This is a genomic window from Streptomyces spinoverrucosus (genome assembly GCF_015712165.1).
Lineage (GTDB): Bacteria > Actinomycetota > Actinomycetes > Streptomycetales > Streptomycetaceae > Streptomyces > Streptomyces spinoverrucosus_A.
This window is the reverse complement of record NZ_JADPZX010000001.1, coordinates 4,107,410-4,132,481: the sequence shown is the minus strand read 5'-3', so window position 1 is coordinate 4,132,481 and position 25,072 is coordinate 4,107,410. Positions and strand designations below refer to the sequence as shown.

Here is a 25,072-nt window from a genome sequence, read left to right as displayed (position 1 = left end):
GTCGAAGTGTGTGAACGGCGCTTGCGGACAGGTGGGGCAAAGGCCGTGATCCCGGCGAGGTTCACGGGCTGGGAGATTGCGCTCTCGTTGTCCTCCGGCGCCTTGCCCAGGTCGGCCTGTGTCCGCGTAGTCTTCGATGCACCGGGAATGTTTGCCTTGGCCGACACTCGCCGGGGCTGGCAATGCGGTCAGTTGTTCGCGCGATATCGACTCGAAGTTCCCGCACTGCGTCAGCGGTTTCTTGCGGCTCGTACCTTCGGCCATGTCCCGCTCCCGTGACGGTCTCCCAGGTGGTCCTCACATCGTTCAGCCTCGGCGTTACGGATCACCCTAGTCAGTGGTACTGACACTGAGGGACCGGGCCATCACAGCACTCGTTGGCACGTGCCCTTGCGGCATGCGGATTGTGTCGCGCCTGTATCCCGGCAGCACTTGTCGCCCAGAAGGTGATGCCGGTCGCGCCGGTGCGGCGATCACCCTGTCGTGCCCGGAGGACTTCCGCGCGCGTGCCAAGATCGCAGTCGTCGGCGGTCGGGCGGTCCGGCAGCCGGTGGGGTGCTGCTGGCCAGGTAGTCAAAGGGCGCGCGAAGAGCACTCCGCAGGACTGACGTCCTGACGAACCGTCACCCGGCCGGGCTGTCCGCGCAGGACAGCCCGGCCCTCGCGTGGTCGGGTGGGAGGCGTGCACCTGCTTCCCGTTCCCGTACGGCGGTTCGCCGCCTGGTGTGCGGTCGTGCTGCTGGCCGCCGCCGTCGTGTGGGTGGGGGTCGTGCTCTGCGCCCGGCTGCGCACGGCCGTCGTGCCCGTGCTGCTCGCGCTGCTCGGGACCGCGCTGCTGGGGCCCTTGTACCGACGGCTGGTCCGAGTCGGCGTCAACCGGTCGGTCGCCGCCGCGCTCACCTGCGTCGCCGTGGTGGCGGTGGTCGGCGGGGCGGTGTACATCGTCGTCGCCGCGCTCATCGAGTCCGGCGACCAGATCATCACCTCGCTGAGACGGGCGGCGCAGGGCATCGCCGAGCACTTCGGGGCGGCGGGCACCTCGCTGGAAGACATCGTCTCCAACGCCCGCGAGTTGCTGAGCAAGTTCGGCGGGACGGCCGCCTCCGGGGTGATCAGCGGGGTGAGTGTGGTCGGCGAGACCATCGCCATGGCCGTACTGGCGCTGCTGCTCGTCTTCTTCTTCCTGCGCGACTCCCACCGGGCCTCGGGCGGTCTGCGCGCGCTCGCCCCGCCCGGCACCGCCGACACCGTGGAGGCCATGGCGCGGCGGGCCTTCCAGGCTGTCGAGGGGTTCATGCGCGGCACCACCTTCATCGCCTTCATCGACGCCGTGTGCATCACGATCGGGCTGCTGATCCTGGACGTGCCGGGCGCGGTAGGGCTGGGGGCGCTGGTGTTCGTCTTCGCGTACATCCCCTATCTCGGCGCGTTCCTCTCCGGTGCCGTGGCCGTGCTGGTCGCGTTCGCCGACCGGGGGTTCGTCATCGCGCTGTGGGCGCTCGGGGTGGTGCTCGCGGTGCAGCTGCTGGAGGGGCATGTGCTGCAGCCGATGATCCAGAGCCGGACCGTGCAGATGCATCCGGCGGTGGTGATGGTCGCGATCACCGCGGGGGCGTCGGTCGCCGGGATCCTGGGCATGCTGCTGGCGGTACCGCTCGTCGCCGCCGCTTTCGGGGTCGTGCACGAGCTGCGGGTGCGGTACGGCACACCGCCCGAGCCCTCGAAGTCGTAGCCGCTACGCCGGCTGCCCGTCGGGCTCGTGCAGCTCGAACCAGATGCTCTTGCCCTCGCCCCGTGGGTCCACCCCCCACGCGTGCGCCAGCAGCTCGATCAGCATCAGGCCGCGGCCGGAGGACGCCAGTTCCCCGGGCCGGCGCTTGTGCGGCAGGTCGTCGCCGGCGTCGGTGACCTCCACCCGCATCCGCCGCGCCCCCGGCTCCCCCGCGATCTCGGCGACCAGCAGCGCGTCGGTGTCGGTGTGCACCAGGACGTTGGTGAGCATCTCGGACAGCAGCAGCACCGCCGAGTCGACCTGGTCGGCTGAGCCCCAGTCGTGCAGCAGCTCGCGCAGGTGCTGCCGGGCCACGGCGACCCGCTCGGGCTCGGCCTGGGCGACCGTCAGCACCGTGCGCCGCACCCGCGGCCGTACGGACACGGTGTCGCCGCAGCCGCAGCCCTCGGGCTCCCGGCACAACAGCAGCACCGCGATGTCGTCCTCGCGCCGGTCGGCGAGCGGGCCGGTGGTGTGGTGGGAGGAGGGCCCGTGCACGGCCTGGACCAGGGAGTCGGCGAGCTCCTCCAGGTCGCCCTTGTGTTCCTCCAGGATGGTGCGGATGCGCGCCCAGCCGGTCTCCAGGTCGTGCCCGCCGGTCTCGATCAGGCCGTCGGTGCAGATCAGCATGGTCTCGCCGGGTTCGAGGACCAGCTGGGTGGTGGGGTAGTCGGCGTCCGGGTCGATGCCGAGGGGCAGCCCGCCGGCCGTCGGGTGCTTCAGGACCGTGCCGTCGGCCATGCGGATCGCCGGGTCCGGGTGCCCGGCGCGGGCGATGTCCAGCACACCGGTCTTCGGGTCGGCCTCGACGTACAGGCAGGTCGCGAAGCGCTGGTCGGCGTGGTCGTCGTCGGTGGTGCTGATGCCGTGCAGGAAGCGGGAGGCGCGGGACAGAACGGCGTCGGGGCGGTGGCCCTCGGACGCGTAGGCCCGCAGGGCTATCCGCAGCTGGCCCATCAGGCCCGCCGCCCGCACGTCATGCCCCTGGACGTCCCCGATGACGAGGGCGATCCGGCCGCTGGGCAGCGGGATCATGTCGTACCAGTCGCCGCCGACCTGGAGCCCGCCGCCGGTGGGGATGTACCGGGCGGCGACGTTCATGCCGGGGATCTCCGGGCCCAGCGTGGGCAGCATGGAGCGTTGCAGGCCGTCGGTCAGCTCCCGCTCGGACTCGGCGGCGCCGGCCCGGGTGAGGGCCTGCGCGAGCATCCGGGCGACCGTGGTCAGCACGGACCGCTCGTCCGGTGTGAACGCCACCGGATAGGCGAAGGCCGCCATCCAGGCGCCCATGGTGCGCCCGGCGACGGTCAGCGGCAGAAAGGCCCAGGACTTGCGGTCGAACTGCTCGGCGAGGGGCCAGGTGAGCGGGTAGCGGGACCTGTAGTGATCGGGCGAGGAGAGATAGACGGCACGGCCGGTGCGGACGACCTCCGCCGCCGGATAGTCCGTCGCCAGGGCCATGTGTGAGAAGGAGTCCTCGTCGCCGGCCCGGTAGCCGTGGTGGCCGATGATCGTCAGGCGATCGCCCGTGACCCCGAAGACGGCGAGCCCGTCCGGGGAGAAGCCCGGCATCGACAGTCCGGCCGCCACCCGCAGTACCTCCGCCGTGGACCGCGCCTCGGCCAGCGCCCGGCCCGCGTCCAGCAGGAACGCCTCCCGGGAGCGCCGCCAGTCACCGGTGACCGCCCGGCGGCCCGCCGGGGTGCCCGGCGCGGGGTCGGTGACCTCCTGGAGGGTGCCGATCAGCTCGAAGGCCCGGCGTTCGCGGTCGTAGCTGGGCTTGGACCGGCTGCGGACGGTACGGATCACCCGGCCCCGCTCGTCCATGATCCGCACGCGCACCTCGGCGAGCGTGCCCTCGGCGGCCGCGAGGCCGACGACGCTGACGATCTCGTTCCAGTCCACGGGGTGCAGCCGGGCCCTGACCTGGGCCTCCGTGAGGGTCGCCTGCTCGGCGGGCAGCCCGAGCAGCCGAGCGGCCTCGGCATCCACCGTGACCAGTTTCGTGGCCGTGTCCCAATGCCACAGGCCGGTCGCGAGGGCGGCGAGAACCTGCCCCACGGCGGGCAGGGGCTCACCAGTGCGCATTGCCCCACTCTAAGAAGAGGTGATCGAATGCTGCCACCGATACCGCGCACCGGTAATCGTGGAGAGGCCCTTCCGGTCGGCCGGTACCCTGGGGGTGTTTCACGTGAAACGACCCCGATCTGCGAAGGCTGGATGAACGACGATGCATCGGTACAGGTCCCACACCTGCGGCGAGCTCCGCGCCTCTGACGTCGGCACCGACGTCCGGCTGAGTGGCTGGCTGCACAATCGGCGCGACCTGGGCGGCATCCTCTTCATCGATCTGCGGGACCACTACGGCATCACGCAGCTGGTCGCCCGGCCGAACACGGCCGCCTACGAGGCGCTGGACAAGCTCTCCAAGGAGACCGTCGTCCGCGTCGACGGCCAGGTCGTCTCCCGTGGCGCCGAGAACATCAACCCCGAGCTGCCCACCGGCGAGATCGAGATCGAGGTCGGTGACGTCGAAGTGCTGGGCGCGGCCGCCCCGCTGCCCTTCACGATCAACACCGAGGACGGGGTCAACGAGGAGCGGCGCCTGGAGTACCGCTTCCTGGACCTGCGCCGCGAGCGCATGCACCGCAACATCCTGCTGCGCACGTCGGTCATCTCGGCGATCCGGCACAAGATGACGGCGCTGGGCTTCAACGAGATGGCGACCCCGATCCTGAGCGCCACCTCCCCCGAGGGCGCCCGCGACTTCGTCGTGCCCTCCCGTCTGAACCCGGGCAAGTTCTACGCCCTCCCCCAGGCTCCGCAGCAGTTCAAGCAGCTGCTGATGATCTCCGGCTTCGACCGCTACTTCCAGATCGCGCCCTGCTTCCGCGACGAGGACGCGCGGGCCGACCGCTCGCCGGGCGAGTTCTACCAGCTCGACATCGAGATGTCCTTCGTCGAGCAGGAGGACGTCTTCCAGCCCGTCGAGAAGCTCATGACCGAGCTGTTCGAGGAGTTCGGCAACGGCCGCCACGTCACCTCCCCCTTCCCGCGGATCCCGTTCCGCGAGGCGATGCTGAAGTACGGCTCCGACAAGCCGGACCTGCGCGCCCAGCTGGAGCTGGTGGACATCACCGACATCTTCGAGGGCTCCGAGTTCAAGGCGTTCGCGGGCAAGCACGTGCGGGCGCTGCCGGTGCCGGACGTCGCCTCGCAGCCCCGGAAGTTCTTCGACCAGCTCGGCGAGTACGCCGTCTCGCTGGGCGCCAAGGGTCTGGCGTGGGTGCGGGTCGGCGAGGACGGCACGCTGTCCGGCCCGATCGCGAAGTTCCTCACCGAGGACAACGTCGCCGAGCTGACCAAGCGGCTGTCGCTGGCCGCCGGTCACGCGGTGTTCTTCGGCGCGGGCGAGTTCGACGAGGTCTCCAAGATCATGGGCGGAGTGCGCGTCGAGGCCGCCAAGCGCGCCGGGCACTTCGAGGAGGGCGTCTTCCGGTTCTGCTGGATCGTCGACTTCCCGATGTACGAGAAGGACGAGGAGACCGGCGCGATCGACTTCTCGCACAACCCGTTCTCCATGCCGCAGGGCGGCCTGGAGGCCCTTGAGACCCAGGACCCGCTGGACATCCTGGGCTGGCAGTACGACATCGTCTGCAACGGTGTCGAGCTGTCCTCCGGCGCGATCCGGAACCACGAGCCGGAGATCATGCTCAAGGCCTTCGAGATCGCCGGGTACGACCGGGAGACCGTCGAGGAGAAGTTCGCCGGCATGCTGCGCGCGTTCCGCTTCGGCGCCCCGCCGCACGGCGGCATCGCGCCCGGCGTCGACCGCATCGTCATGCTCCTCGCCGACGAGCCCAACATCCGCGAGACCATCGCGTTCCCGCTCAACGGCAACGCGCAGGACCTGATGATGGGCGCCCCGACGGAACTGGAGGAGGCCCGGCTGAAGGAGCTGCACCTGACGGTGCGCAAGCCGCAGCCGAAGTAGTCCCTGCTGGGCGCGGGTGGCTCGGAACCGACGTCGGTTCCGAGCCACTTTCGTTTGCAGGGCTCTCACCCAGCTCTTACCCATGGCGCTGACAGGTGCGCTCCCTAGCGTCCCGCCCATGACGGAGAACACCAACAGCAGCAGTGGCCGATCCCCCCGGCACAAACGGGACCTGACGCGCCGTAAGGTCCTGGCCGCCAGTGCCGGAGCGGTCGTGGCGGCGGGCGTCGGCGGCACGCTCGCGGCCGGCGCGTTCGCCGGCGAGAAGAAGGGCACGACGGCCACCGGGGAGGCCTGCTACCGGCTGACCTCGGAGACCACCGAGGGCCCCTACTACATCGACGCCGACAAGATCCGCCAGGACATCACCGAGGACAGGGAGGGCATCCCGCTCACCCTCCGCATCAAGGTGATCGACTCCGAGACCTGCAAGCCGCTGCGCAACGCGGCCGTGGACATCTGGCACTGCGACGCGCTGGGCATCTACTCGGGCTACGAGAGCCTGTCGACCGGCGGTGGCGGCACCCCGCCGACGGACGCCCCCTCGGGCACGCCCACCGGCACCCCGACCGGTGAACCCCCGTCCGGCGCGCCGAGCGGCGGTACGGGCGGCGGCGTGCACGAGGAGCCGACGGACGACGAGCGCTACCTGCGCGGCACCTGGCGCACGGACAAGCAGGGCTTCGTCACCTTCAAGACCGTCTTCCCGGGCTGGTACCGCGGCCGCTGCGTGCACATCCACACCAAGGTGCACGTGGGCGGCACCTGGACGGACGCCGGTTACGAGGGCGGCAACACCTGTCACACGGGCCAGTTCTTCTTCGCCGAGGAGGCGGTCCTGGCGTCGGCCGAGGTGGAGCCGTACTCGACCTCGACGACCGAGCGCACGACGCTCACCGAGGACACCATCTACGACCAGTCCGGCACGGCCGGCGGCCTGCTGAAGCTGAAGTACCAGAAGAACGACATCGCCAAGGGCGTCCTGGCCACCATCACGGTCGGCGTGGACCCGGAGGCGACGCACACGGGCACGGAGGGCTCGGCCCAGCCGGGCGCGTCGGCCACTACCTCGGCGTCGGCCTCGGCTTCGGCAAGCTGACGGACGTACGCTCGCCGGCAAAAGCCTGCGCTGGCTTCCAGGCCCTTCACGCGAAGGCCTTTTCACGCACGCCGCATGACTTTGTTGCCAGGCGTCAGCAGCCAGTGGAAATGGTCGATGAGGGGCCCCACCAGGCGGCTGTCACGGAGCAGCACTCCAAGTTCAATGTTGTCGGACAAGGCACGGTCGGTGAGGTTGGCGCTGCCCAGGAGTGCGGTGTGCCGGTCGGCAGTTCAACCGCGCACTGCCTTCATGGCTTCGTCCAGTACGATGGTGAGCTCCCGCAGTGCTTCCTTGGCGGTAGCAGGATCATCGTCCTCCAGCTTGCCGCGCGCACGCTGCAAACGGGAAGCGAGGTCCGGGCGGCGGGCGATCTCGATGTCCCTGGCCCAGATGAGTACCCAACTCCGCACGGGACTCAGGGGTTTGCTCGGGGCGGGGGATCAACTCGCGTCCGTGATCGGCAAGGGTGAGCTGTACAGGCTCTTCGAGCAGAGTGTGTGCCGCGTACTCACGCGCTGCCGCCACTCGGCTCGCCCGATGTTCCGCCTCGATCTCCTGGTCGTCCCGATCTTCGGTGCCCAGTGCGTCCAGGAGGCGGGCGGCGCGATCCGACTCAGTTGGATCGCCTGCCCGGAGCGCGCGTCTGCGTTCGCGCCAGGTGTCGCCGGTCAGGGTCGTACCTCCGGAGAATCGTGTGTCGAGGCGGCAGTTTCCTCGGATGGTGCTCAGGGCTCTTCGCCGGGTTCGCTCCTGTAGCGCGGCAGGTTCTCGGTGGAGATAGTCCAGTCACCGATGGTGACATCCTCGCCGTACACGAAGTCCTTACGAGTCGCGTAGCGCGGGCCTTCGGGGGTGGGGTGGATGTCGGTCAGCACGGCGCCGGTGCCTGTGCGGGGGTCGAAGATCGCGTAAACGGGGATGCCGATGAGAGGGTAGTCGCGGATCTTGCCGACCCAGTCGTTCTCAGGGTTGGACCGTGAGACGACCTCGATGGCGGCGATGAGCGTGCGGGGATCGAAGGAACCAGGGACATCCATGTCCGTCATGGTGATCACCATGACGTCGGGTCGGCGCATGATGCCTTCCGTCTCGTCCTCGACGTCGGGTTCGCCCGTATGCGCCACGATCTCTTCAGGCATCACCTTTTCAAGGCGCCGTCGAAGGTGCACTGTGGTCAGCTCGTGCGGACCGACGGGCGCCATCATGTCGTGAACGATCCCTTTCTTGGTGACTTCGAATTTGCCGGGCAGCGTGTCGTCCATCGACTGAACAAAGTCCCGCATGGCCTGGTACCGGTGGGAGGCGCCCTGCTGCGCGTCGTCCGGGGCGATGGTCATCGCGCTCGCTCCTCGTCTTCTGTGCCCAGGGGCAAGGATCGTCGCTTTCATGCTATGCGGCCTCCGGGTGATCGGTTCGGCAGTCGCGGCAGCGGCCGGGGACGGGCGCACGGAAGGGGCGGTCGCAGCCGTCGCAGGTCTGGAAGGGGTGTCTGGGCTCCGGGGCCGGTGGCGCCGGGGGCCGGAACGGGGGTGGAGGCGGAAGCTGCGCGGTCAGGCGGTGGGCGAGGAAGGCGGCCGGGCGGATCAGGGGTTCTGTCGGGAGGTTCTCGGTCAGGGCGTGGCGTACGGCGGTGGGGGTGAGGTCGCGTTCCAGCCAGGCGGCGACTCCGGGCGCGAGGTGTTCGGCGTCGGTGGCGGAGAGGAGGAGGCGGGGGTCGTGGCGGCGGAGGCCGGCGAGGACGTCGACTGCCGTCTGGAGGAGGGCGGGGGAGGTGTATGAGGGTTTCGGCACGGCGGGGAGGCGCTTCTTGCGTGGAGGTGGCTTGTCCGGAGCCGGGCGTCGGGCGGGCCTGCTGGAGTTTTCGGCGGGGGTGGTCCGGTGGCCGGGCTTGTTGCAGGAGACCGTGCGGGTGACGATCCGGCCGGTGGGGGTGCGTTCGCGGGTGCGGCGCAGGTAGCCGTGGGCTTCGAGTTCGCGCAGGGCGGCGGCGATGCGGGTGGGGCCCTCGGGGAAGCGGTCGGCGAGGGTCTTGATGTCGACGGCGGTGCCCTGCCGCACCGACTGGATGTAGCACGCCAGGCCGATGGCGAGCAGGGAGAGCTCCTCGTGCTGGAGGAGGTGGTTGCCGATCACCGTGAAGTTCTCGGTGTGGCGGGCGTTGTCGTGGGCCACGCCGGATTCCGGCCGCGCGTGGGGGTGGTTTTTGCCCGGGATACGGGACTGGGCGCGCGAGGGCGCGCTAGGGTTTTCGGTATCCATCGGGAAGAGCCCTAACTTCCTCGGTGGTCAGGCCCTCGCACTGGGATGCCAGTCCCGGCGAGGGCCGTCGCATGTCTATGGGTTGTGTCTTGCTGCGGTGAGCGTAAGGCAGGCAACCGGTCCCGAATCCAGCCGAGTTGGGCATATTCACTCGCGGGAGTGAGTTTGCCCGGCGGGAGGGAGGGGTGGGGCTTGGTGGGGTGCTTTCTCCCCAGTGGGTGGTTCATAGGGAGCGCAGGTCGGACCGGGGTATGGGGCGTCAGGCTTCGGTGCCGGATGTGGTGGGGCGGCGAGTTCGAGTTCGGCCCAGACGGTCTTGCGTGGGGGTAGGCCTTGGGCCACTCCCCAGCGGTCGGCGAGGGCGGCTACGAGGGTCAGGCCGCGGCCGGCCTCACTGTCGGGGGTGCTGGGTTGGGGGCGCGGTAGTTGGTCACCGCGCGTGTCGGTGACTTCGATACGGAGGGTCGCGCCGACTACGTAGAGCAGCAGCCGGAAGCTTCGGCCGGGGACGCGGCCGTGGGTGGCGGCGTTGTTCGCCAGTTCGGCGACGATGTGCGCTGCCGGGTCCAATGGCATGCCCCAGGTGCGGAGTTGCTCGGTGGCGAGCAGGCGGGCGAGGCGGGCGCCGCGTGGGGTGGCGGACAGCAGGACGCTGAAGTTGCGGATGGGGCAGTCGGGTTGGGCGGGGTGGGCTGCGGGCTCGGCGAGTTTCTGAATCACGTCACTCAGCGTGGCCGAATGCGCCTACCGTGATGAGTGATGACGCCGGTACGTAGAGCGACTGTCCAGGCCTTGTCCAGAGGTGTCCGGGCTGTCCAGAGGGTGCGTACGGGTAGGGGCGTTGCGGCACGGTCGTACGACGGAGGGGTGCGGGATGTCGGTGGTGGACGCGGAGGCGGGACGGCTCAATCGCGAGGCGGATGAGCCGGGTTGGGAGGTGGATCCGGACGATGACTGGGGTGTGGCGGTCATCGCGACGGTGGGGCGGCAGCTCAGGCTGCGCAGGGAAGCGGTGGGGATGCGGGTCGCGGAGTTCGCCAAGGTGGTCGGGTACGGCGAGGACCTCGTCTACAAGATCGAGGGTGGGAAGCGGATTCCTCGGCAGGAGTATCTGGACAAGGCCGACGCGGTGTTGGGGGCGGATGGGCTCATCGCGGCGGCTTGGGAGGACGTGAAGAAGGTCCGGTACCCGAAGAAGGTGCGGGACTTGGCGAAGATGGAGGAGAAGGCGGTCGAGATCGGGGTGTACGAGTGCAGCAACGTCCATGGGCTGCTGCAGACGCCCGAGCACGCGCGGGCCCTGCTGGGGTCGTGGCTGCCTGCCTATTCGCCCGAGGACTTGGAACGACGGGTGGCCGCTCGCATGGCTCGGCGGTCCATCTACGAGCGCTCGCCCGCTCCCGCCCTTGCTTTCGTCCTGGAAGAGGCGACGCTGCACCGCAAGGTTGGAGGCACAATGGTGCGGCGACAGCAGTTCGAACGTCTGCTGGAGGTGGGACGGTTGCCCAACGTCACGCTCCAGGTGATGCCGATGGACAGCACACCGCACCCCGGCATGGGCGGCAGGATCGAGTTGCTGAAGTTCGAGGACGGCACGGCTGTCGGACGCTCCGACGGCGCCTTCAACGGTCGCCCGGTCTCGGATCTGAGGGAGCTGCGCGTCCTTGAGCTGCGGTATGGCACCATCCGGGCCCAGGCTCTTCCTCCGAGGGAGTCACTGGCCCTCATCGAACGACTGCTGGGAGAAACATGATCCGCAAGCCCACTGCCGGTGACGCCTCCGAGCTGGCGTGGTTCAAGAGCAGCTACAGCAGCGGCCCCGACGGCGACTCCTGCGTCGAGGTCGCCACCACCCCCGGCACCATCCACGTCCGCGACTCCAAGTACCGCGACGCCGGCCCACGCCTCGCGCTGGCGCGGGAGGCGTGGACGGACTTCGTGGCGTACGCGTCGGGGAGCTGAGTCCGCAACTACACGCGCAGAACAGGGCGTCCCAGGCTCAGCGGGCCACGAACTGCGTCAGGATCGCCTGGACCTCGTAGATGTCGACGCCCTTGGTGAAGGTTTTCTGGATCGGGGCCTGGGAGCCGGAGAGCCAGATCTTCAGTTCGGCGTCGAGGTCGAAGGTGCCGGCGGTCTCGACGGCGAAGTGGGTGATGCTGCGGTACGGGATGGAGTGGTACTCCACCTTCTTGCCGGTGATGCCCTGCTTGTCGACCAGGATCAGACGGCGGTCGGTGAACAGGATGGTGTCGCGGATCAGCAGGTACGCGGCGTGCACCTGCTCCCCCTGGCCCAGCAGGCGCGCGTAGTCCTGCTGCGCCGCCGCCGGATCGATGCTGTGCGCGTTTCCGAACAGAGCCATGAATGGACCCCCCACTCAAGTGTCCGCGACCTTGGCCGGTCACGTGATCTTGGCCAGGTATACCCGGTGAGTGAGGGGTCCGAGAAGGGCTGTTACGCGGCTGTTTCGCCGCCGAAGCGCTCCTTGTACGTCTCCAGGTCCTCGTCCGTCAGCTTGGCGAACAGCACCGGCGGGACGGTGAAGGGGGTGCCGGCGGGGACGAAGGTGAGGGACTTCGCCTCGTCCTCGGTGACCCAGTTCGCCGTGTCGTCGGGCAGGGTGAAGGCACCGCGCATGGTGGCGGCCGTGGCCGGGATGAAGGGTTCGGAGACCACCGCGTAGAGGTGGATGAGGTTCATCGCCGTGCGGAGGGTGAGGGCGGCGCCGTCCTTGTCGGTCTTGATCTCCAGCCAGGGGGCCTTCTCCTCCAGGTAGGAGTTGCCCGCCGACCACAGCGCGCGCAGGGCGGCCGCGGCCTTGCGGAACTGGAGGGCCTCCATCTGCTCCTCGTACTCCGCGAGCAGGCGCGCGATCTCCTCGCCGAGCCTGCGCTCGGCCTCGCCGGGCTCACCGCCGGCCGGGACCTCCTCGCCGAAGCGCTTCTTCGAGAAGGACAGGACGCGGTTGACGAAGTTGCCGAGGGTGTCGGCGAGGTCCTTGTTGACCGTCGCCGTGAAGTGCTCCCAGGTGAAGGACGAGTCGTCCGACTCGGGGGCGTTGGCGATCAGGAAGTAGCGCCAGTAGTCGGCGGGGAGGATCTCGAGGGCCTGGTCGGTGAAGACGCCGCGCTTTTGGGAAGTGGAGAACTTTCCGCCGTAGTACGTCAGCCAGTTGAAGGCCTTGACGTAGTCGACCTTCTTCCACGGCTCGCGGACGCCCAGCTCGGTGGCGGGGAACATCACGGTGTGGAAGGGGACGTTGTCCTTCGCCATGAACTCGGTGTAGCGGACGGTGTCGTCCACGTCGTACCACCAGGACTTCCAGTCCCGGTTCTCCGGGTCCTGGTCCGACCACTCCTTCGTCGCGCCGATGTACTCGATGGGCGCGTCGAACCAGACGTAGAAGACCTTGCCCTCGGCCGCGAGGTCCGGCCAGGTGTCGGCGGGGACCGGGACGCCCCAGTCCAGGTCGCGGGTGATCGCGCGGTCGTGCAGGCCCTCGTTCAGCCACTTGCGGGCGATGGAGGAGGCCAGCTGGGGCCAGTCGTCCTCGTGGCGGGCGACCCACTCCTCGACCTCGTGCTGGAGCTTGGACTGGAGGAGGAAGAGGTGCTTGGTCTCACGGACCTCCAGGTCGGTGGAGCCGGAGATCGCCGAGCGGGGGTTGATCAGGTCGGTGGGGTCGAGGACGCGGGTGCAGTTCTCGCACTGGTCGCCGCGGGCCTTGTCGTAGCCGCAGTGGGGGCAGGTGCCCTCGACGTAGCGGTCCGGGAGGAAGCGGCCGTCGGCGGGGCTGTACACCTGGCGGATCGCGCGCTCCTCGATGAAACCGTTCTCGTTGAGCTTGCGCGCGAAGTGCTGGGTGATGTCCCGGTTCTCCGGGCTGGAGCTGCGGCCGAAGTAGTCGAAGGCGAGGGCGAAGCCGTCGTAGACCGCCTTCTGGGCGTCGTGCGCCTGGGCGCAGAACTCGTCGACCGGGAGGCCCTGCTCCTTGGCGGCGAGCTCGGCGGGGGTGCCGTGTTCGTCGGTGGCGCAGATGTAGAGGACGTCGTGGTCGCGCTGGCGGAGGTAACGGGAGTAGACGTCGGCCGGGAGCATGGACCCCACCATGTTGCCCAGGTGCTTGATCCCGTTGATGTACGGAAGGGCGCTGGTGATGAGGTGTCGAGCCATGGCTTGGCTGCTCCCAGGTCGGTCGTTTTGCGAACCTTGAAATCGTAGCCGACATGGGTGGGCCGCCCGCTTCCCGTTTTACGGGGTGAGAGGCGGGCGGCCGGGGGTGGGCTCTTACGGGCGCCAGTTTGCGAGGACGCCCTCGTAGAACTCGGTGTCGGTGAGTTCCTTGGGGGCCGGGCCCGCGTGGAAGAAGGACGTGTTGTCGGTCTTCAGTTTGCGGAGGTAGTCGAAGGCCTTGTTGTCGTGTTCACCGAAGGCGACGAAGGCGAAGTGGATGTGGGGGTGGGTCTTCGCGGCGCTGGTGAGGGCCTGGGTGGCGGGGGTCTTGGCGTCGGGGGCGCCGTCGGTCTGGAAGATCACGAGGGCGGGGGTGGTGGGGGTGGCCGTCTTTTCGTGGCGGGTGAGGACGTCTTCGACGGCGACGTGGTAGCTGGTACGGCCCATGCGGCCGAGGGAGGCGTGGAGGGTGTCGATCTTGTTCTCGTGGTCGGGGAGGGTGAGCTCGCCGGTGCCGTCGAGTTCTGTGGAGAAGAAGGTGACGTGGACCGTTGCCTCGGGGTCGAGGTGGGCGGCGAGGGCGAGGGTCTGCTCGCCGAGGGCCTGGGTGGAGCCGTCCTTGTAGTACGGGCGCATGGAGGCGGAGCGGTCCAGGACGAGGTAGATCTTGGTGGGGGTGGTGGTGGTGTTGGTGGTGGGGAGGTTGTGGGCCTTGAGGGTGGCTGCGGCTGCGTTGTAGGCCGTCCGGAGGGTTGTGGGCACCCGGCCTTCGGCCGGGTTTTCGCTCCCACCCGCACCACCCGTGCGGGTTTCGTTGTCGGGTGCGGGTGGCCCTTGTGGGGTGTCCTCGCCGTTGGCGGGTGCGGGGGGATTCTGCGGGGTTTCTTCGTCGGGGGCGGCTGCGGGTGCGGGGGTGGGTGCGGGTGCGGGGGCCGACTCCGTTGTGGCTTCGGGCTCGGGCTTGGGGGTGGTTTCGGGCTCGCCCACGGGGTCAGCCGCAGCCTCGGGCTCGATTTCAGGTTCCGCGTCGGCGGCGGCCTGGGGCTTGGGCTCCGGGTGCGTCTCGGGCTCGGGCGCGGTCTGTGGCTCGGGGGTGGTTTCGGCCTCGGGCTCGGGCTGGGGCTCGGGCTCGGGTGAGGTTTCCGGGCTGGGGGTCTCGGACGCGGGTTCCGATACGACGTCGGCCTTGGGTTCCGCCTCGGCCTTGGGGTTGATTTCCGGCTGCGCCTCGACCTCGGCGTCCGGCTGCGCCTCCGTCTCGGTGCCGAGGTCGGCTTCCGGGGTGGTCGGCTCGGTCGCCTCCGGGTCGGCCTCAGTGGTCGTGCGCGACTCAGGGGTCGATTCGGTCTGGGGTTCCGATTGCGCGGTCGGCTCGGCTGCGGTCTCGGGCTCGGCCTGCGGCTCCGCCTCGGGCGCAGGGCTCGCCGTGGCCTCTGCTTCGGCCTCCTGCTGGCGCTCCGCGTCCGCTTCAGTCGCAGCCGGCGTCGGTTCCGCTTCCGGCTTCTGTGCTTCCGCCTCGGAGTCCTGCGGCTGCACCCCGGACTCCCGCGCCTCCGCCTCGGACCCCTGCGGCTGCGCTTCGGGCTTCTGCCCCTCCGGCTCGGCATCCTGCGCCTGCACCACGGACTCCTGCGCCTCGGGCTTCTGTGCCTCCGCCTCCGGCTCCCGCGCCTGCACCACGGACTCCCGCGCCTCGGGCTTCTGTGCCTCCGCCTCCGGCTCCCGCGCCTCGGGCTTCTGTGCCTCCGCCTCCGGCTCCCGCGCCTGCACCACGGACTCCCGCGCCTCCGGCTTCTGTGCCTCCGCCTCCGGCTCCCGCGCCTGCACCACGGACTCCTGGGCCACGGACTCCCGCGCCTCGGACTCCTGCACCACGGACTCCTGGGCCACGGACTCCCGCGCCTCGGGCTCCCGCCCGTCCTCCTCGGGCTCCCGCGCCTCCCCCTCAGGCCCCTGCGTCTGCGGGTCGGGATGAGGTGTCGTCGGGTGTGTGGGGGAGGGCGGGGTTTCGGAGGGCGGGAGGTGGGATTCCTCTCGGGCGGACGGGATGGGGTGGGTCGGGGTGGGTGGGGTCTGGCGGGGGACCGTCGGCCTGTCGAAGGCCTCCGACACCAGCTCGTGCTCCTCGCGCGGCTCGGGCAGCTGCGCGGTCGGCGTCGAGGCGGTCGGCGATGGTGCCGGCTGCGTGGGTGCACTCGACCGCATGTCACCCTCTGCCTCGGGCTTGCGGCCCTTGCGGGAGCGGCCGAATGCGTTCCGCAGGAGAGTGAGAATGCCCATGTGCGCAACCCTTCGCGTGAGTTATCCCCGTCAATCCCTGGCCAGGACGGACACGTAAGGTTAGCGGTCCAGGGAGTGGTGACGGCGTCCGCGTCAAGGGTCGGTCCAAGACGTGTTGTGGGACAAACTTCAACGCCCCTCAACTTCCTTACAGATACCTCCAGTTCATGCGGCGTTCACTCAATCGCCCCGCTCCCGCACAAACGTGCTCCTACCGTCCGTCACGCTGGATACAAGGGGAAGCAAGGGGAGTAAAAGGTGCGCAATCTGCTGCCTATCGTTAGAACGAATGACTCGCATGCGGGTGGACGGTCCGCCCTGACCTGCCGTTTCCGCTGTGGTGACGCCTGCTTCCACGAGGTGCCCAACACCACCGCCAACCCGTACGTCGGCGACGTCATCGCCGGCGCCCTGAGCCGCCGTAGCGTGATGCGCGCCGCCGCCGTCGTCACCGCGGCCGCCGCCGCCGGCACCGCCGCGAGCGTCGCCGCCGCGCCCGAGGCCCAGGCCGCGCCCGCCGACCGCTGGCACAAGCCGAACAAGCCGAGCAAGGGCGCCCGCGGTCTGCGCTTCACGCCCGTCGCGCCGAACACCAACGACGCCGTCACCATCCCCGACGGGTATGGCCAGAACGTTGTCATCCGCTGGGGCGAGCCCATCCTGCGCGGCGCGCCCGCCTTCGACCCGGAGAAGCAGACCGCCAAGGCCCAGGCCGGTCAGTTCGGGTACAACTGCGACTTCCTGGCGCTGCTGCCGCTGCCCGGCGAGCGGGGCCGCCAGATCCTCGTCGCCAACCACGAGTACACCGACGAGATCCTGATGTTCCGCGGCTACGACGCCGCCAACCCGACCAAGGAGCAGGTCGAGATCGCCTGGGCCGCCCACGGTCTGTCCGCCGTCGTCGTCGAGGGCGAGAGCCGTACCGGCAAGCTCACCCCCGTGACCCGGCACCCGCTCAACCGGCGTGTCACCGCCACCACCGAGTTCCGGATCACCGGCCCCGCCGCCGGTTCCGACCTGCTGAAGACCTCCGCCGACCCGACCGGCACCAAGGCCCTCGGCACCCTCAACAACTGCGCCGGCGGCGTCACCCCGTGGGGCACCACGCTGCACGGCGAGGAGAACTTCAACCAGTACTTCGCCAACTCCAGCCGGGCGACGGACAAGCGGTACGGCATCGGCACCGGCGCCACCGAGCGCAAGTGGGAGCGTTTCGACAAGCGCTTCGACGTCGCCCAGGAGCCGAACGAGGTGCACCGCTTCGGCTACGTCGTCGAGCTCGACCCGTACGACCCCGACTCCGCGCCGCGCAAGCACACCGCGCTCGGCCGCTTCAAGCACGAGGGCGCGACGGTGCGGCTGACCGAGGACGGCCGGCCGGTCGTCTACTCGGGTGACGACGAGCGGTTCGACTACTTCTACAAGTTCGTCGGCAGCAAGCGGATGAAGAAGGGGTCGAGCCGCGCCGTGCGCGAGCACAACCTCTCGCTGCTCGACGAGGGGACGCTCTACGTCGCCAAGCTCACCGGTGACTCCCCGGCGATGGAGATCGACGGCACCGGCAAGCTCCCGAGCGACGGTGAGTTCGACGGCAGCGGCGAGTGGATTCCGCTGGCCACGGCGACGGCGAAGGGCGCGGTCTCCCACGTCGAGGGCATGACCGCCGAGGAGGTGTTCGTCTTCACCCGCCTCGCCGGTGACAAGGTCGGCGCGACGAAGATGGACCGCCCCGAGGACATCGAGCCCAACCCGCACACCGGCAAGGTGTACGTCGCCCTCACCAACAACTCCAACCGCGGTGTCGGTACGAACGCCAAGGCGGACGAGGCCAACCCGCGCAACGCCAACAAGCACGGGCACATCCTGGAGCTGACCGAGCGCTGGAACCGTGCCGACAGCACCAAGTTCGCCTGGTCGCTGTTCCTGGTCGCCGGTGACCCGAACGACCCGGCCACCTACTTCGCCGGGTTCCCGAAGGACGACGTCAGCCCGATCTCCTGCCCGGACAACGTCGCCTTCGACGACTACGGCAACCTGTGGATCTCCACCGACGGCGCGCAGCTCGGCTCGCACGACGGTCTGTTCGGTGTCGCCACGCGCGGTGACCGGCGCGGTGAGCTGAAGCAGTTCCTGACGGTGCCGAAGGGCGCGGAGACCTGCGGTCCGCTCGTGCAGGACCGCCGTGTCCTGGTCGCCGTGCAGCACCCGGGCGAGCTCGACGGCGCGACCGCCGAGAAGCCCCTGAGCGCCTGGCCCGACGGGCCCGGCAAGCTCAACCGTCCCGCGGTCGTGGCCGTGTGGCGCAAGGACGGCTGCGACATCGGCGTCTGAGCGACAGGCCTCAGGTGTGCGGTGACGCGATCGCTCGCGCCGCCGCCACCTCCTGTCGCAGCGGCTCCAGGACGCTGCCCGCCGGGCCCGTCAGGTCGGTGCGGACGGGAGTGAGGGTCTCCGCCTCGCGCAGGCCCTCGGAGAGTTCCCTCAGCTGCAGGGCCACCTGGTCGATCTCTGCCTTCGACGGCGGTGCGGATCCGTGTCTGATGCGGACCCGCGCCGCCGTCGTCGCGTCCACGATGCGTTCCACGGCGACGACCAGCGGCCACCACGCGGCGGCGCGGCGGCCGGTGGGCGGGGGCTCGGTGAGGGCGCGCTGGAACTCCGTACGGATGCCGGACAGGTCGCGGTACAGACGGCGGCGCATCCGGGCGCGGGCCGCGGGGTCCGCCGTGGCGGCGAAGGCGGTCTCGACGTAGCGGGCCGTGTCCGCCACCGCGTCGGCGAGGCGGGTGCCGACCCGGGTCTGCCAGCTCTCCGGCCACAGCAGATACCCGAAGATCAGCGCGATCGCGCAGCCCATCAGGGAGTCGACGAGGCGGGGCAGCAGCAGGTCGGTGCCCTCCTGGTTGAGGATGTCGGACAGGAGCAGGATCACCGGCGTGATGGCGGCGGTCTGGTAGCCGTACCCGCGCGGGGTGAGTGCCGGGATCAGCGGGGCGAGCAGCAGCAGGACCGCTACGTCCCACCAGCCGCGCGGCACCTCCGCGAGCACCGCCGCCGCGACGACCAGCCCGGCGACCGTGCCGAGCGCGCGCAGCAGGGCGCGGGAGAAGACCGAGCCGTAGTCGGGCTTGAGGACGAACGTGACGGTCAGGGCGACCCAGTAGGAGCGCGGGAAGGGGATGAGGGAGACCAGGGCCTGGGCGATGCCGATGCACAGGGCGAGGCGCAGCCCGTAGCGCCAGGAGTTGGCCGACAGGACGGCGTTGCGGGCGGCCCGGGCGGTACGGACGCCGAGGGCGGCGGGGCCGCCGAGGCGGTCGTCGATGCCGCGCGGGTCGACCTCCGGCGCGGTGACGACGTCGGCGGCGTGGCGCAGGGCGTGGTCCACCGCGCGGGCGGTCTCGCAGGTGGGGGCCGGCAGGTGGAGCGGGAGCGGTTCGGTGCGGCCGGACTCCACGGCGTCGGCGATGGCGCGGGTCGCCGCCGGGATCTCGGGCGGCAGGGGCCGGCCGCAGAGGTGGACGGCGGGGGCGGCCTCGACGACCGGGGTGACGGCGTTCAACTGGGCGACCAGCCGGGTCAGTTCCGGGCTGCGGCCGTGATGGTGGGCGCGGTGGGACAGGACCAGGTCGTAGGCCTCGTTGAGGGCGAGGGTGGCCAGGTGGCGGGCGTCGTCGTAGTCCACCGCGGAGTCGGTGCCGCAGGCGTCGAGCAGGTCGGCGACGGCCCGGTAGGTGTCGGCGACGGCGGTGCGTTCGGGGAGCCCGAAGCGCAGCGGCCAGGCGAGCAGGGCGAGGAGCAGTACGAGCAGCCCGCCGCCGGCCAGCAGCAGGGGCGCCGTCCACCACTCGCCGGGCAGCGGCAGCGCCGCCCCGATCACGGCGTTCAGCAGCAGGAGCAGCCCCGATGCGGAGGAGATCGCGCCGATCGTCGAGATCATCCCGGAGACCAGCGCGACGCCGGTGACGGTGGCGACGGCGATCCAGCCCTGGCCGTGGACGAGGGTGCCGAGGGTGACGCCGACGGCGCCGAAGAGCTGCGGCACGGCGATGGTGAGCACCCGCAGCCGGTAGGCGGCGGACGTGTCGCTGATGACGCCGAACATGGCGCCCATGGAGGCGAGGGCGCCGTAGGCGGGCCGGCCGATCGCGAGGCCGATGGCGAGCGGCAGCGCCATCGCGACGGCCGCCCGGGCGACGGCGGGCCGGTTGACCGGCGCCTGCTGCGCCCGGAGGTTCCTGACCAGCCAGTCGGGCGGCGTGAGACTGACGGGGAACTCGCGGGACATGGGGACCATTATGACCGTCCGGTCCGCCTGGCTTGCGGTTGTTTGTGCTGATTGATCAGCCGGGAGGTCACCCGTCCACGCGGGACAGGAATTCCCGCAGCGCCGCGTTGAAGTCGTCCGGGCGTTCCAGGTTCGGCATGTGGGCCGCGCCCTCGATCACGTGGAGGGTGGAGTCGGGCAGGGCCGCGTGCATGGCGCGGGCGTCGGACACCGGCGTGTACTCGTCGTCCGCGCCGACCACCACCAGGGCCGGGACCGTGACGCGGGTCAGCAGTTCGCGGTAGTCGGGGCGTTCGGCCCGGCCGCGCAGGGCCGCCGCGGCGCCCTCCGGCGGGGTACCGGTCATCATGCCGTGGACGTGGGTCTTGACCTGGGCGGACGCGTACGGGGCGACCATTTTCCCCAGCACCTCGTCGGCGTACCCCCGCATGCCCTCCCGGAGCAGCCGGTCCGCCGTCGCGTTGCGGGCGCGCCTGCCCTGCGGTGTCTCGGCCGCCGGGAAGGTGTCGGCCAGGACCAGGCCCCGGACGTGCTCGCCGAAGCGGGCGTAGCACTCCATCGCGATCTGGCCGCCCATCGACAGCCCGGCCAGCACGTACGACTCCACCTTCAGCTCGTCCAGCAGGGCCCCGATGTCCTGCGCGAAGCGGGCGAGCGGGGTGATGCCGGGGGTGACCGGGGACGCGCCGTAGCCCCGCAGGTCGGGGGCGATGACGCGGCGCTCGGCGGCGAACGTCTCGATCTGCGGCGCCCACATCGTGCGGTCGAAGGGGTGGCCGTGGACGAGGACGAGCGGCAGCCGGGACGACGTGTCGGCGCCTTTGTCCTCGTATGCGAGGAAGGAGGTCATGTGATCGACCCTAGGCTCGCCCAACTCCTCGGTGCAATAGGATCTTTGCCCTCGGTGCAATCAGGATCCGACGAGGGCGGGCGACATGGACGACTATCTGGCGCTGGCCGACCGCATCGCCGCCGACATCGCCGCCGGGCGGCTCAAGCCCGGCCAACGGCTGCCTCCGCAGCGGGCGTTCGCGCGGCGACGCGGAATCGCCGCGTCGACGGCCGGGCGGGTGTACGGCGAACTCGTGCGCCGGGGACTGGTGGTGGGCGAGGTCGGGCGCGGCACCTTCGTCCGGGCCACGCCGGACGCGCGAGGGGGACGGGCGCTCGCCGAGCCGTCGACCACCGCCCCCGTCAACCTCGAACTCAACTACCCGACCGCTCCCGGCCAGTCCGCCCTCCTCGCCCCCGCCCTCGCACCCCTCCTCGACCCCCACGCTCTCACCGAGGCCCTCCGCCCGGCCGCCGCCGCCGGCACGGCCCCGGCCCGCGAGGCCGCCGCCGCGCTCCTCGGCTGCCCCGATCCGGCCCGGCTGCTGTTCACCGGCAACGCCCGGCAGGCGATCGCCGCCGCCCTCGCCTCCCTGGTCCGGCCCGGCGGCCGGGTCGGCGTCGAGGAGCTGACGTATCCGCTGGTGAAGGAGATCGCCGCCCGGCTCGGCATCACCCTCGTGCCGCTCGCCATGGACCAGGACGGGCTCCTCCCCCAGTCGCTGACAGACGCCCACCGCGGCACACCCCTGTCCGCGCTCTACGTCCAGCCGACGCTGCACAACCCGACGTCGGTGACGATGAGCGAGGAACGCAAGCGCCAGGTGGCGCGGGCCGCGAGCGACTTGGACATCCCGATCGTCGAGGACCGCATCTGGTCCTTCCTCCGGCCCGAGCCGCCCCTCGCCGTCCACGCGCCGCACCTCACCCACGTCGTCGACGGTCTGTCCAAGCGCGTCGCGCCCGGACTCACCGTCGGGTTTCTCGTCGTACCGCCGGAGCGGGTGGACGCGGTGGCGAGCGCGATCCGGTCCGGGGGATGGAGTGCGGGGCGGTTCGCGCTGCGGGCGGCGGAGGGATGGCTCGGGGACGGAACCGTGCGGCGGCTGGTGGCGGCCAAGCGGGCGGACGCGGCGCGGCGGCAGCGAATCGTCCGGCGGTGGCTGGGCGACTTCGCCGTACGGAGCGATCCGCAGGCCTATTACGCCTGGTGGGAGCTGCCGGCGCCGTGGCGGGCGGACACCTTCGCCGCGGCCGCCGCCGCGCACGGCATCGCCGTCACGCCCGGGACCGCCTTCGCCGTAGGCGTGCACCGGACGCCGGACGCCGTCAGGCTTGGGCTCGCGTCGGCTGCTGAGCCGGAACTGGAGCGGGCGTCACGGGTGCTGGCCGACGTCGTACGAGATGGCCGTAGCGGCCGGTGAGCCAGGTGGCCAGGGCGACCGTGAGGCCGAGCGCCACGAGCAGCCAGGACGTGGTGCGCAGGGTCGCGGTGAGGGCGTCGTAGACCGCGCCGACGGCGGGCCGGGAGACCGAGGCGGGCAGGTCGGACAGGGTGAGCGCGCGGCCGAGTGCCACGGCCGCGCCGAGCAGGGCGCCGCCGAGGGCCGTGCCGAGGGCGGTGGCGGTGATCGCGCGGCGGCGGCAGGTCGCGACGGTGATCCCGGCGACGGCGAAGGTGACCGCCGCGACCGGCAGCCAGAGGGCGGCGACTTCCAGCACGTCGTATCCCTTTCGGAGCCGGTCCAGTTCGTGGGGCGCGAGCACCGCGACCTCGGTGTGGCGGACCGGGATGTGGTGGGCCAACGGCGCGTTGTCGTCGGCGAGTCGGTGTTTGACGCTGGTGGTGACCGGGGCCAGGTCGACGGTGACCGGGGCGGCGCGGGGGCGGTTGTCGTCGCGCAGGGCGCGCAGCACGGCGTCGTGCGCGGCCCGGTTCGCCGCGTCCCAGCCCGCCCGGAAGGCGTCGGTCCGGGTGAACGAGCGCACCGCGTCCCGCACGAACGGGCCCGTGACGCCCCGCGTGCCGTCGATCCGGTGTGCCACCTCGTCCCCGAGCGTGTCCGCGACCGCGTCCCGCACGGCCGGGTCACCGGCCAGCGGCGCCATCGTGCGGACGTAACGGCCGGTGTCGGTGAGGCCGTACGCCGCCCAGGCGGCCAGGGCGGCGAGCGGGACCAGCAGGCAGCACAGCGCGATCAGCGCGGCGGACAACGCGCCGCGCAGGCGGGGGGCGTGAGCTGGCCTGGGGGACACCCTTTCAGGCAACGGCCCAGCAGGGGGCGCCGCGAGCGGTGCGCCTGCAATCGGGTGGCCGTGTCTCCGGTGGAGGGTTGGGCCGAACGGGTGTTTCCTGGAAGGGAAGCGTTTCTCGGGACCTCGTCGGACGACCGGGGCGTGCTGTCCGTCGTCCGGTGAGTGGAGGGATGAGGGAAGACGTGGACCCCGGCCATCCTGCCGGGGTCCACGTGCGTCCCGGATACGTGCGTCCTGGATACGCGTGTCCTGGATCGAGGAGCGAGAACGGATCGGCGCTAGTCGGTGTTCCCGCGCGTGTAGTAGCGGTAGAACAGCACCGCCAGCACGGCCCCCGCGACCACCAGCGACATGCAGGCCGAGCGCAGCACGCTGTAGTCGGTCTGGCTGTACAGGAAGCCGAACGCGACGCCCCAGAAGGCCGCCCAGGCCAGCGCGTGCGCCCCGCGCCGCAGCCGCTTGGCCAGCTCGCGCACGGCGGCGTACGCCAGGACGAACGCGAGCGCGGTGACGAAGCCGAACAGCAGGTTCCAGCCGGTGATGGGTTCCGAGGTGGGGCCGACGTGGCGTCGGTTGGCCGCGGCCCAGTAGCCGTAGATCAGCCCGACGCAGACCGGTCCGGCCCACCGCGCGATCGCGTGCGTGCGCGGGCTGAAGACGTCGGGCGTGCGGGTGCGGCCGGGCCGGGTGGCCGACGCGCCGTACGGGCTGGTGACGGGTGCGGGTGCGCCGGGCGGGCGCGCGCCGGGCGCGGGTGCCGCATGAGCCATGGGAGCACTCCTCTCTCCTCACCCCCGCCTTCCAGGGCACACCGCGCGAGGGCGGGCGGCAAGTCGGGTGGCCGGGACAGGGATGCGCACGGCACGGCGGCGTGCTTCGCTGTGGTGCATGACCAGGCCCGTGACGGGGGGCGGCGGGCTGCAGAGCCTGCTCGAACGGTACCCCCGCGCCGGGCGCCGGGAGGCCCTGCGGCACCAGGTGCTGCGCGTGCGCGGCCGCAGCGTCGCCTGGCTGCCGCCGCTGCTGCTCCTGCTGGGGATCGCGACGGTGGACGCCAACACCACCGGTGACTTCCGGATCATCTCCTGGATCGTGCTGGTGCCCGGTATCGCCGCCGCGATCTGCGGGGCGTGGGGGACGGCCGCCTTCGCGGTGCTGTCGCTGCTGGCGTATCTCGTCGTGGACCGCGCGTGGCCCGACGAGCTCCGGGCCGGGCTGCCCGACCTCATCCTGGTCGCACTGGGCGGCCTGCTGGCCACGGCGGCCTGCGCGGTCCGCATCCGCGGTGAGGAGCACATCCTGCGCATCCGCGGCGTCGTCGAGACGATCCACCGGACCGTCCTGCGCCCGCTGCCCGCGCGGTGGGGCGGCCTCGACCACGCGGCGGTGTACCTGACCGCCGACGCCGACGCCCGGGTCGGCGGCGACTTCTACGACATCCAGCCCGGCCCGCACGGCACCCGGGTCCTGGTCGGCGACGTCCAGGGCAAGGGCCTCGGCGCGGTCGAGGCGGCGGCGGCCCTGCTGGGCACGTTCCGCGAGGCCGGATACCACGAGCCGGACCTCGCCACGGTCGCCGAGCGCATGGAGGTGCGCATCCGACGGCACCAGGACCACACCGCCGCCCTCGGCCGTCCGGACAGCGACCGCTTCGCCACCGCCCTGCTGCTCGGCTTTCCCCGGGACACGACGGGCACGGTGGACGTCGTCAACTTCGGCCACGACCCCCCGCTCATCGCCGGCCCACGAGGCGTGCGCACCCTGCCCACGGGCGGTGGCCTCCCCCTCGGCCTGGGCGACCTCGCCCCACCGGGCGTCCCCACCCTGCCCCCGGTCCGCCGGTTCCCCTTTGCCGTGGACGAGACCCTCCTGCTCACCACGGACGGCGTCACCGAGGCCCGCGCCCGGGACGGCGCGTTCTATCCGCTGGCCGCCGAGGTGACCCGCGCGCTCACCACGGACCCGCGCGTCACCAAGCCGCGCCGGCTGGTGGCCTTCGTACGGGACGGGGTGCTGCGGCACGCGCAGGGGCATCTGGAGGACGACACGACGGTGTTCGCCGTGCGGAGGATTCAGTCGGGGGTCCGCCGTCCCGGGCCGGGGTGACCGGTACAG

The 25,072-nt window shown here is 71.1% G+C and carries 20 protein-coding genes and 1 pseudogene; 8 read left to right on the top strand and 13 right to left on the bottom strand.

From position 1 onward, the window contains the following. Positions 1-682 precede the first annotated feature (682 nt). Complete coding sequence (locus I2W78_RS18555) at positions 683-1,732, top strand: AI-2E family transporter (protein WP_196461411.1); 1,050 nt, start codon at positions 683-685, stop codon at positions 1,730-1,732. Between the two features lie 3 nt (positions 1,733-1,735). Here the strand turns inward: I2W78_RS18555 and I2W78_RS18550 are convergent, their stop codons facing one another. Next, positions 1,736-3,859, bottom strand: a complete 2,124-nt coding sequence (locus tag I2W78_RS18550; RefSeq protein ID WP_196461410.1) for a SpoIIE family protein phosphatase — start codon at positions 3,857-3,859, stop codon at positions 1,736-1,738. A gap of 142 nt (positions 3,860-4,001) precedes the next feature. Here I2W78_RS18550 and aspS point away from each other — a divergent pair, with 142 nt between their 5' ends. Then, positions 4,002-5,765 (top strand): aspartate--tRNA ligase, encoded by a 1,764-nt coding sequence (gene aspS, locus I2W78_RS18545; RefSeq protein ID WP_196461409.1) that lies wholly within the window; start codon positions 4,002-4,004, stop codon positions 5,763-5,765. 118 nt (positions 5,766-5,883) lie between these two features. Next, positions 5,884-6,864, top strand: coding sequence for an intradiol ring-cleavage dioxygenase (locus I2W78_RS18540; protein WP_196461408.1), 981 nt, complete (start codon positions 5,884-5,886; stop codon positions 6,862-6,864). A gap of 62 nt (positions 6,865-6,926) precedes the next feature. Here the strand turns inward: I2W78_RS18540 and I2W78_RS41685 are convergent. The 5 genes and pseudogenes from I2W78_RS41685 to I2W78_RS18515 form a co-directional block, all read right to left on the bottom strand. Further along, positions 6,927-7,082, bottom strand: a pseudogene (locus I2W78_RS41685) (hypothetical protein); the annotation flags it as partial. A 15-nt stretch (positions 7,083-7,097) separates the two neighbouring features. Then, positions 7,098-7,277, bottom strand: a complete 180-nt coding sequence (locus I2W78_RS18530) for a hypothetical protein (protein ID WP_230885502.1) — start codon at positions 7,275-7,277, stop codon at positions 7,098-7,100. A 315-nt stretch (positions 7,278-7,592) separates the two neighbouring features. Further along, complete coding sequence (locus I2W78_RS18525) at positions 7,593-8,204, bottom strand: Uma2 family endonuclease (RefSeq protein ID WP_196461407.1); 612 nt, start codon at positions 8,202-8,204, stop codon at positions 7,593-7,595. 52 nt (positions 8,205-8,256) lie between these two features. Then, positions 8,257-9,126, bottom strand: a complete 870-nt coding sequence (locus I2W78_RS18520) for a helix-turn-helix domain-containing protein (protein WP_196461406.1) — start codon at positions 9,124-9,126, stop codon at positions 8,257-8,259. Between the two features lie 147 nt (positions 9,127-9,273). Next, complete coding sequence (locus tag I2W78_RS18515) at positions 9,274-9,846, bottom strand: ATP-binding protein (protein WP_307783716.1); 573 nt, start codon at positions 9,844-9,846, stop codon at positions 9,274-9,276. A 154-nt stretch (positions 9,847-10,000) separates the two neighbouring features. Between I2W78_RS18515 and I2W78_RS18510 the strand changes: the two genes are divergently transcribed. Continuing rightward, positions 10,001-10,879 carry a helix-turn-helix domain-containing protein gene (locus tag I2W78_RS18510; RefSeq protein WP_196461405.1) on the top strand — a complete coding sequence of 293 codons (879 nt, stop codon included), beginning with the start codon at positions 10,001-10,003 and terminating at the stop codon, positions 10,877-10,879. After that, positions 10,876-11,088 (top strand): DUF397 domain-containing protein, encoded by a 213-nt coding sequence (locus I2W78_RS18505; protein ID WP_196461404.1) that lies wholly within the window; start codon positions 10,876-10,878, stop codon positions 11,086-11,088. The genes I2W78_RS18510 and I2W78_RS18505 overlap by 4 nt, the downstream gene beginning before the upstream one ends. A gap of 37 nt (positions 11,089-11,125) precedes the next feature. Here I2W78_RS18505 and I2W78_RS18500 read toward each other — a convergent pair whose 3' ends face one another. From I2W78_RS18500 to I2W78_RS18490, 3 genes are all read right to left on the bottom strand, one after another. Further along, positions 11,126-11,491: a PH domain-containing protein gene (locus I2W78_RS18500; RefSeq protein ID WP_196461403.1), complete on the bottom strand. Its 366-nt coding sequence runs from the start codon at positions 11,489-11,491 to the stop codon at positions 11,126-11,128. Positions 11,492-11,583: 92 nt separating this feature from the next. After that, positions 11,584-13,302, bottom strand: coding sequence for a methionine--tRNA ligase (metG, locus tag I2W78_RS18495; protein ID WP_196461402.1), 1,719 nt, complete (start codon positions 13,300-13,302; stop codon positions 11,584-11,586). A 114-nt stretch (positions 13,303-13,416) separates the two neighbouring features. Further along, complete coding sequence (locus tag I2W78_RS18490; RefSeq protein WP_196461401.1) at positions 13,417-15,582, bottom strand: VWA domain-containing protein; 2,166 nt, start codon at positions 15,580-15,582, stop codon at positions 13,417-13,419. Between the two features lie 258 nt (positions 15,583-15,840). Between I2W78_RS18490 and I2W78_RS18485 the strand changes: the two genes are divergently transcribed. After that, the gene (locus I2W78_RS18485; RefSeq protein ID WP_196461399.1) at positions 15,841-17,913 is read left to right on the top strand and encodes a PhoX family protein; all 2,073 of its coding nucleotides are present in this window, start codon (positions 15,841-15,843) and stop codon (positions 17,911-17,913) included. Positions 17,914-17,923: 10 nt separating this feature from the next. Here the strand turns inward: I2W78_RS18485 and I2W78_RS18480 are convergent, their stop codons facing one another. Together I2W78_RS18480 and I2W78_RS18475 are read right to left on the bottom strand one after the other, a co-directional pair. After that, positions 17,924-19,870, bottom strand: a complete 1,947-nt coding sequence (locus I2W78_RS18480; protein WP_196461397.1) for an FUSC family protein — start codon at positions 19,868-19,870, stop codon at positions 17,924-17,926. Positions 19,871-19,937: 67 nt separating this feature from the next. Then, the gene (locus tag I2W78_RS18475; RefSeq protein ID WP_196461395.1) at positions 19,938-20,720 is read right to left on the bottom strand and encodes an alpha/beta fold hydrolase; all 783 of its coding nucleotides are present in this window, start codon (positions 20,718-20,720) and stop codon (positions 19,938-19,940) included. Positions 20,721-20,805: 85 nt separating this feature from the next. Here I2W78_RS18475 and I2W78_RS18470 point away from each other — a divergent pair, with 85 nt between their 5' ends. Further along, positions 20,806-22,125: an aminotransferase-like domain-containing protein gene (locus I2W78_RS18470; protein ID WP_196461393.1), complete on the top strand. Its 1,320-nt coding sequence runs from the start codon at positions 20,806-20,808 to the stop codon at positions 22,123-22,125. Here the strand turns inward: I2W78_RS18470 and I2W78_RS18465 are convergent. Further along, entirely contained in the window at positions 22,031-22,957 is a 927-nt protein-coding gene (locus I2W78_RS18465) for a hypothetical protein (protein WP_307783715.1), read from the bottom strand. The genes I2W78_RS18470 and I2W78_RS18465 overlap by 95 nt on opposite strands. A gap of 278 nt (positions 22,958-23,235) precedes the next feature. Then, positions 23,236-23,727, bottom strand: a complete 492-nt coding sequence (locus tag I2W78_RS18460; protein ID WP_196461389.1) for a hypothetical protein — start codon at positions 23,725-23,727, stop codon at positions 23,236-23,238. A gap of 118 nt (positions 23,728-23,845) precedes the next feature. Between I2W78_RS18460 and I2W78_RS18455 the strand changes: the two genes are divergently transcribed. Then, complete coding sequence (locus I2W78_RS18455) at positions 23,846-25,063, top strand: PP2C family protein-serine/threonine phosphatase (RefSeq protein ID WP_196461387.1); 1,218 nt, start codon at positions 23,846-23,848, stop codon at positions 25,061-25,063. The last annotated feature ends 9 nt before the right edge of the window (positions 25,064-25,072 follow it).